Below are 7,171 nucleotides of genomic sequence, written 5' to 3' on the forward strand. Positions count from 1 at the left end.
GCGCCGTGCCGAACATCGACTGCATGAGCGGCGCGCCTGATCGAGCATTCAAGGAGCTATTGCAATGGCCACATTCACACTGAAAGACGGAACCGAACTGTTTTACAAGGACTGGGGCTCGGGCCAGCCGGTCGTCCTGTCGCACGGCTGGCCGCTCAACGCGGACGCGTGGGACGCGCAAATGATGTATCTCGCCGAGCGTGGCTGTCGAGTGATCGCGCACGATCGACGCGGCCACGGGCGCTCGGGCCAGACGTGGGCTGGCAACGACATGAGCCGCTATGCGGACGACCTCGCGGAGCTGATCGATCACCTCGATGTGCAAGACGCCGTGTTCATCGGCCATTCGACGGGCGGTGGGGAAGTCGCCCGCTATATCGGCCGTCACGGCACGAAGCGCGTGAAGAAGGCCGTGCTGATCTCGGCGGTGCCGCCTTTGATGCTCAAGACGGAGGCCAATCCCGGCGGCCTGCCGCTTTCCGTTTTCGACGATATCCGCAAGGGCGTTATCGGGAACCGCTCGCAGTTCTTCAAGGATCTGGCGACGCCGTTCTTCGGCTTCAATCGCGAAGGCGCGCACGCTTCGCAAGGCACGATCGACTGGTTCTGGCTCGCGGGCATGCAGTGCTCGATCAAGAGCGCCTACGACTGCATCGAGGCATTCTCGGAAACGGACTTCACCGAAGACCTCAGGAAGATGACGATGCCGACTCTGGTGCTGCAAGGCGACGCCGATCAGATCGTGCCGCTCGACGACTCCGGCGAGCTCTCCGCGAAGATCGTCCCCGACGGCACGCTCGTCGTCGTTCCCGGCGCGCCGCACGGCATCTGCACAACGCATGCCGATATCGTGAACGAGCAACTGCTCGCATTCATTCGCAAGTGATGGTGAGAGCCATGAAAGACATTCCGGAATCTCACCCTCCATTTCCACCGTTCTCGCGCGAGACGGCTCTCGAGAAAGTGCGTCAGGCCGAAGACGGATGGAACTCGCGCGACCCCGATCGCGTATCGCACGTCTATTCGCTCGACACGCAATGGCGCAATCGGGCGGAGTTCGTTCACGGTCGCGAGGACGTGCGCGCGTTTCTCGACAGAAAGTGGCGCAAGGAAATGGACTACCGCCTCATCAAGGAGCTCTGGGCGTTCGGCGGCAATCGCATCGCCGTGCGCTTCGCTTATGAATGGCGCGACGATGCGGGCAACTGGTTCCGTTCTTATGGCAACGAGAACTGGGCGTTCGGCTTCGATGGTCTGATGAGACATCGTCATGCGAGCATCAACGACGTGCCGATCGCCGAAAGCGAACGCAAGTTTCATTGGCCGCTTGGCCGAAGACCGGACGATCATCCGGGGCTCAGCGAGTTGGGGCTCTGAGCAAAAGAGGCCGCGCGCCGGGCAACGCGGTGCGGGGTCGCATTCCCTATGCGATCGACGAGAGAGCGCAATGAAAATCGAGCGAGTCTGGAGCGTACTTGCCACAATGGCGCTCTTCCTGATAGCCGCGTTCATCGGCAAGACCTTGTGGGATCACTACATGGATGCGCCGTGGACGCGCGACGGCCGCGTGCATGCCAATGTCGTCACGATCGCGCCCGATGTATCGGGCATGATCGTCGCCGTGCCGGTGCACGACAATCAGTTCGTCAGAAGAGGGGATCTTCTGATGCAGATCGATCCGTCGCATTACCGCATCGCGGTCGCCGAGGCCGAGGCGAAGGTCGCCGCGAGCAGGGCGGAACTGGCACTGCGTCGCGACGATGCGAAGCGCCGCGCGGCTCTCGACAATGAAGTCGTCTCCGACGAAGTCAAGCAGAACTCCGGCCTTCAGGCCGATGCCGCGACGGCTGCCTACGACCAGGCGCTAGCCGCGCTCGATGCTGCGAAGCTGAATCTTTCGCGAACGCGCGTCGTTTCTCCGGTCGACGGCTACGTGACGAACCTGAACACATGGCAGGGTGACTACGCGAGCATTTCGACGCCGAAGCTCGCGGTGGTCGATCGAAACTCGTTCTGGGTCTATGGTTACTTCGAGGAAACGAAGCTGCCGGAAGTGAAGGTCGGTCGGGCGGCGGAGATCCGCCTGATGAGTGGAACGCTGCTGCGAGGTCATGTGCAAAGCATCGCACGGGGCATCTATGACCGCGACAATCCGCAAAGCATGGACCTCACCGCGAACGTCGACCCCGTCTTCAATTGGGTGCGGCTCGCGCAGCGCGTGCCGGTGCGGATCGGCATCGACAGCGTGCCGGAGGGCGTCGAGCTGACGGCGGGGACGACATGCACGGTCGTCGTCGACAGTGGGCTATCACAAGGGCATATCGTTCGATATGCGAATGACGTCATCGCGCGTGTGCAGAGTGCGTTGTAATGCGAAACGCGGCGATCGAATCCCGTCGTACGCAACGCAGCACGCTGCGCCTCGGGCTTGCTCGCTGGGCGGCGACCGATGGTCTCGTCTGGCTGCATCTGGCAAAGACACTCACTGCCGCGTTCATCGCCATGGGCATCGCGATGAAGCTCGACATCCCCACGCCGCGCACGGCGATGACAACGGTTTTCGTGCTGATGCAGCCGCAGAGCGGCATGGTGCTGTCGAAGAGCTTTTACCGGATGGTCGGCACGATCATCGGAACCATCGTCGCGGTCATGCTCGGTGCGCTGTTCCCGCAGCAACCGCCGCTTTATATCGGTGCGCTGACGCTGTGGGTGTCGCTCTGCACCGCCGCCGCGCTGCGCTATCGCAACGTCCGCTGGTATGCGTTCGTGTTGGCGGGCTATACGAGCGCGCTTATCGGCATTCCCAGCGTGACCGATCCGAACGGGCTCTTCATCGCCGCGCTGAACCGTTCGGCGGCCGTGTTGCTCGCCATCGTCTGTAGCGGGGTGGTCAGCGCGATCGTGCTGCCGCAATGGTCGTCCGCGCGGCTGAAACATATCCGTCGCGAGCGCTTCGTATCGTTCTCGAAGTTCGCGGCGCAAGCGTTGCGCGGCGAGATCGACAACGAACGCTTCCTGACGAAGTACGGCGAGTTTATCGACAGCGTCATTGGCTTCGAAGCCACGCGCGCATTCGCTTCTTTCGAAGACCCCGAAGTGCGATCGCGCTCTCGTCGTCTCGCGCGCCTCAATGCTGCGTTCATGGATCTGTGCACGAGGCTGCATGCGCTGCATCGTTTCCTGGCGACGCGTCGTGGCCATGCGGTCGACGTGGTTGCCGCCTATTGCGCGGAACTCGCGACTTTGCTGGACGTCGCGCGCGATGCCGGAATGATCGATGAGGATACGATCAGCCGCAGAGCCGCGCTCGTCTCGGCTTTTGGCGTGCGTCTGAATGCGCGGGCGGAAGCGGATCGCGAGGAACTCGCGCGCACCGTGAGCGCGCAAGCACTGATGGATTTCGATGTTGCCGTTCAATTGCTGTCTGACTACGTGTCGTCTTGGATGTACTATGCCGACGCGTATGTATCGCTCGTCTACGAGAAGCACGTCTTCGAAGAGTCGGACATCAAGCGCGTCTTTGTCACGAACACGAGCGTGATCGCAGTGACGTTCCTGATGACGTGTGCGGTGCTCGGAACGATCGGCGCCTGGTGGTTGTCGAGCGACTGGCCCGCCGGCGGCTACGCGATCATCGGCGCGGCGGCCGTGTCGGCGTTGGGATCGAATTCGCCGACACCCATCCGGTTCTCGTTGCAGATGGCATCGGGCGCGGCTGTATCGACGCTCGCGGCGTATCTGGTGCTGGACTACGTGTATCCGGCGATCGACGGCTTTCCACTGCTGTGCTTCGTCCTCACTCCCTTGCTCGGGCTCGGCGCATTCCTTGCCACAAGACCGAAGTTCACCGGCTTCGGCCTCAGTTTCTGCATCTTCTTCTGTATCCTCGGCGGACCGGATCGCGTCATCCGTTACGCACCCGAGCCGCTGTTGAATAGCGGCATCGCGCTTACGCTCGCGATGCTTGCATGTGCGGTCGCATGGACGTTCGTGTTTCCTGTCGAGAAGCCGTGGCGCGTCGCTGCGTTGACTCGCGACCTGCGACGTCAGATGAACGTCGCATGCACCGCGCCGCTCGACGACGCGAGGCAGCTCTTCCAGTCGGGCACGTTCGATCTCATCGCTCAGATACGCGCGCTGCTTCCGCAGCCAACGGCACAGTATCGTCAAGCGCTTTCGTGGATTCTGGTCGTGCTGGAACTGGGGCACGCATCCATCGAATTTCGCACCGATAGTCGCGATGTCGACGCGGTTCGCATGGTGGCTGCGGACTGGCGCGCATCGACGGAAGAGACGATGCGGCGTTTGATGCAACTTCTCGATACGCCGTCGCACAACACGCGCGACGCGAGCCTTCGCGCGATCGACAGCCAGATTGAAGTCGCGATGCACGGCATCGAAGCGATGCGTGGCGCGGACCACGAGATCCTGCGCATGCGCAGCTTGCTCGCGCGGCTGCATTTCATGCGTAGCGTGCTGATGGATGTCGATTCGCCCTTTTTACGTAGTTATACGCACGCCTAAGCAATAGCAAAGCGATCGACGGTCGAGGCGAGACCCGCTGCGGAATGCGGCGCTGCGTCGAAGCGGTTCTGAAATGAGGATGCGAGCAACTCGACGAAGGTTCTGGTCTTCGCATCGATATGCTGTCGCGACGGATAGACCGCATATACGCACGCCGTTCGCAGCGCGTGATCGGGAAAGACACGCACGAGTCGCCCGGACGCGATGTCGTCGGCGACGACGTAGTGCGGCATCGCACCGACGCCGGCGCCCGCGAGCAGGGCGGCGCGCATTGCTTGTGCATCGTTCACCATGATCTGACCGTCGTTTTCGGCTCTGCTGCCTGAGTCCGTGGCGAATTCCGAGTGCCAGTCGCACGGGTGTCCGAAAGGCGCGCTGATGCGCGTGCGCGCGTGCGTCGGCAAATCGCCGAGGGATTCCACCGCGTGACACCTGAGATAGCCGGGCGCGGCGACGAGCACACGCTCGAAGCGCCCGACGATCCTGTACGCGTTGCCCGAATCGGGGAGCGCCGCCGCCGCCAGCACCGAGACGTCGAACTGTTGCTGCACCAGATCCGGCATGCCCGGCAGCAACTTCAGATCGACACTCACTTGCGGATGCGCGCGCCGGTATTCCACCACGGCCGACATCAACTGCGCGAGACCCAGGTCCGGCGAAGCATGCACGCGCAGGCGTCCACGCGGGACGGTGGCGGCGTCGCTTGCCTCGGCTTCGGCGCTGTCGATCTGAGCGAGGATCTCCTTGCACTTCTGGTAGTAACGTTCGCCGCTATCGGTGAGGGACACGCGGCGGGTGGTGCGCTGCAAGAGGCGCGTGCGCAGGCTGTCTTCGAGCGAAACGACCGCGCGTGAGACGATTCCGACGCTGCAATCCATGCTTTTCGCGACGCCACTGAAACTGCCGGTCTCGGCGACGCGCGAGAACACGCGCATGCTGAAGATCTTGTCCATGTCGGCTTTGTCTCCGGGCTAAAGATTCAGGCGCGCTCCTGCCGCGCGATGGACTCACGATACGTTCGCAACGCGCTCGACGCCATCAGTCGTGGATACAGTCAGGTCATCCTTGCGTATAGGGTGGAGGGGGGCGTATCCATATCTACTGGAGAATCGGATAACGACGTCGATTCCATCGACTTCACGCATGCATATGCGGTCAGCCCCGTGCTCGGTCGCAATGCGGCGGCCGTCACAAGAGACGCCTCGTCGACCTGGTAAGAGAGGCCCATGCGAGAAGCCTCTCAGCGACCCTGTTGCCAGTAATGGGTGCCTTGTCATGCACGCCGTCGTCAGGCAGCGCTATCCGGATAGCGTTGCAGAGGCGAGCGCATTTTACTAAGTCATTGACCATTAGGCAGAAACCTTGACACAGCCGGTGTGCCCAGTTATCGCCGCCCTCTTAATTGGCACACGCTCGCTGCTGACCGTGCAGAGCGCCACACCGATTTCGGCGGTCGAGAGAATGCGAAAGCTATACGTTTTTATGCGTCATTTCCCAAAACGGCTGCTATCCGGATAGCGTTGCCCTAGCGGTACCTGCGCGAACGGGTGCCGGGTCTGACCGCGGAGCCGTCCGCAGCGCTGCGTATGGCAATGCTCGATTATCGTCACGAGAAGAAGGTTATCGGTCAGTGGCCGGGCATTCTTGCGCGCTTCACGCTGCCGGACGGCCGTCTTGGAACGCTGCACCGCACGTTCCTCGAACGCTCGAAACCGTCGAAGGCGTCGATCGTTACTAACGATGGCGAGACCCTTCCCGCCAAGCTGAACGACGTGACGCTTCATAAGCTCAACGGCGGCGCAGTCCGGCTGATGGATCCAGTCGATGGAGAAATCGGCGTCGCGGAAGGCCTCGAGACGGCGTATGCCGCGCACATGCTCTTCGGTGTGCCGGTCTGGTACTGCCTGAATCGGATCCTTCTCGCCGACTGCGTGGTTCCGAACGGTCTCGGCATCCGCGTCGTCCACATCTTCGCGGACTTCGATGCGGTCGATCCCCGCACCGGCAAATCACCGGGCGTAGATGCCGCATTGAAGCTGGCGAAGCGGCGGCGTGCCGAGGGTTACACGGCTATCGTTCACCGTCCGAAAAAGCGCGAAACCGATTTTGCCGACGAGTGGTGCGCATCTCGGGCAGCACATCGCCCTGCCGTTGCAATGGTGGTGCGTCGCGACCAACGCGAAACACTGCACGTTTGATTGTTTAATAATCCGCGGCCGTCCGGCCGCTAACAGTAAGTTTTGCCCGGTGGGGATTCGTCCCCGCTGGGGCCGCAATCCGCCCGAGCTTTTCCAATGGAGAAGAGGAAATGAGCTTCAGCATGATTGTTGGCCGGTATGAGATCGTGGCAACTTCCGGCGTCGAAAACGGCTCGGTCAGAGTAGGGAAGTCGGAGGCGGAAGCCTATGACGTGATTGACAGGAAGCGTGGCGGTCATGCCCGACTGGAGAAACAAGGCGTCACGCTCGACACTGCATGGTTTTACTGCATTCGTCGACAGGCGAACGCCCAGGGGGTGACCCTATTGCATTGATAACCATCGCTATTAATAAAAAAATCCGGCCAAAACATGAACTGCACCCCAAAAGTTGGACACCCGTTCAACGATTTGGGGTGTTTTTTCATGAGCAAGTACAGCGCACGACTC

General features: G+C 61.6%; 7 protein-coding genes. 6 read left to right on the forward strand and 1 reads right to left on the reverse strand.

The features are described 5' to 3' along the window. Positions 1 to 64 precede the first annotated feature (64 nt). The 4 genes from NCS02_RS29320 (at position 65) to NCS02_RS29335 (ending at position 4,524) form a co-directional block, all read left to right on the forward strand. Entirely contained in the window at positions 65 to 886 is an 822-nt protein-coding gene (locus tag NCS02_RS29320) for an alpha/beta fold hydrolase (RefSeq protein WP_250520316.1), read from the forward strand. Positions 887 to 897: 11 nt separating this feature from the next. Further along, positions 898 to 1,377, forward strand: coding sequence for a nuclear transport factor 2 family protein (locus NCS02_RS29325; RefSeq protein ID WP_175980134.1), 480 nt, complete (start codon positions 898 to 900; stop codon positions 1,375 to 1,377). Positions 1,378 to 1,447: 70 nt separating this feature from the next. After that, the gene (locus tag NCS02_RS29330; RefSeq protein WP_250520317.1) at positions 1,448 to 2,371 is read left to right on the forward strand and encodes an efflux RND transporter periplasmic adaptor subunit; all 924 of its coding nucleotides are present in this window, start codon (positions 1,448 to 1,450) and stop codon (positions 2,369 to 2,371) included. After that, positions 2,371 to 4,524 (forward strand): FUSC family protein, encoded by a 2,154-nt coding sequence (locus NCS02_RS29335; RefSeq protein WP_250520318.1) that lies wholly within the window; start codon positions 2,371 to 2,373, stop codon positions 4,522 to 4,524. Before NCS02_RS29330 ends, NCS02_RS29335 begins: the two co-directional genes overlap by 1 nt. Here NCS02_RS29335 and NCS02_RS29340 read toward each other — a convergent pair. Further along, entirely contained in the window at positions 4,521 to 5,477 is a 957-nt protein-coding gene (locus NCS02_RS29340) for a LysR family transcriptional regulator (RefSeq protein WP_250520319.1), read from the reverse strand. The two genes, NCS02_RS29335 and NCS02_RS29340, sit on opposite strands and share 4 nt — an antisense overlap. A 633-nt stretch (positions 5,478 to 6,110) precedes the next feature. On the opposite strand from NCS02_RS29340, the gene NCS02_RS29345 reads away from it, so the two are divergent. Then, positions 6,111 to 6,722 (forward strand): toprim domain-containing protein, encoded by a 612-nt coding sequence (locus tag NCS02_RS29345; protein WP_250523400.1) that lies wholly within the window; start codon positions 6,111 to 6,113, stop codon positions 6,720 to 6,722. Positions 6,723 to 6,832: 110 nt separating this feature from the next. Continuing rightward, complete coding sequence (locus NCS02_RS29350) at positions 6,833 to 7,057, forward strand: hypothetical protein (protein WP_035511697.1); 225 nt, start codon at positions 6,833 to 6,835, stop codon at positions 7,055 to 7,057. Positions 7,058 to 7,171 lie beyond the last annotated feature (114 nt).

It is taken from the genome of Caballeronia sp. NCF2 (assembly GCF_023631205.1).
GTDB classification, from domain to species: domain Bacteria; phylum Pseudomonadota; class Gammaproteobacteria; order Burkholderiales; family Burkholderiaceae; genus Caballeronia; species Caballeronia zhejiangensis.

Excerpts from the sequence above, each read along its gene's own strand:
- NCS02_RS29320 (WP_250520316.1), top strand. The coding sequence starts at position 65 with ATGGCCACATTCACACTGAAAGACGGAACCGAACTGTTTTACAAGGAC.
- NCS02_RS29325 (WP_175980134.1), top strand. The coding sequence starts at position 898 with ATGAAAGACATTCCGGAATCTCACCCTCCATTTCCACCGTTCTCGCGC.
- NCS02_RS29330 (WP_250520317.1), top strand. The coding sequence starts at position 1,448 with ATGAAAATCGAGCGAGTCTGGAGCGTACTTGCCACAATGGCGCTCTTC.
- NCS02_RS29335 (WP_250520318.1), top strand. The coding sequence starts at position 2,371 with ATGCGAAACGCGGCGATCGAATCCCGTCGTACGCAACGCAGCACGCTG.
- NCS02_RS29340 (WP_250520319.1), bottom strand. The coding sequence starts at position 5,477 with ATGGACAAGATCTTCAGCATGCGCGTGTTCTCGCGCGTCGCCGAGACC.
- NCS02_RS29345 (WP_250523400.1), top strand. The coding sequence starts at position 6,111 with ATGGCAATGCTCGATTATCGTCACGAGAAGAAGGTTATCGGTCAGTGG.
- NCS02_RS29350 (WP_035511697.1), top strand. The coding sequence starts at position 6,833 with ATGAGCTTCAGCATGATTGTTGGCCGGTATGAGATCGTGGCAACTTCC.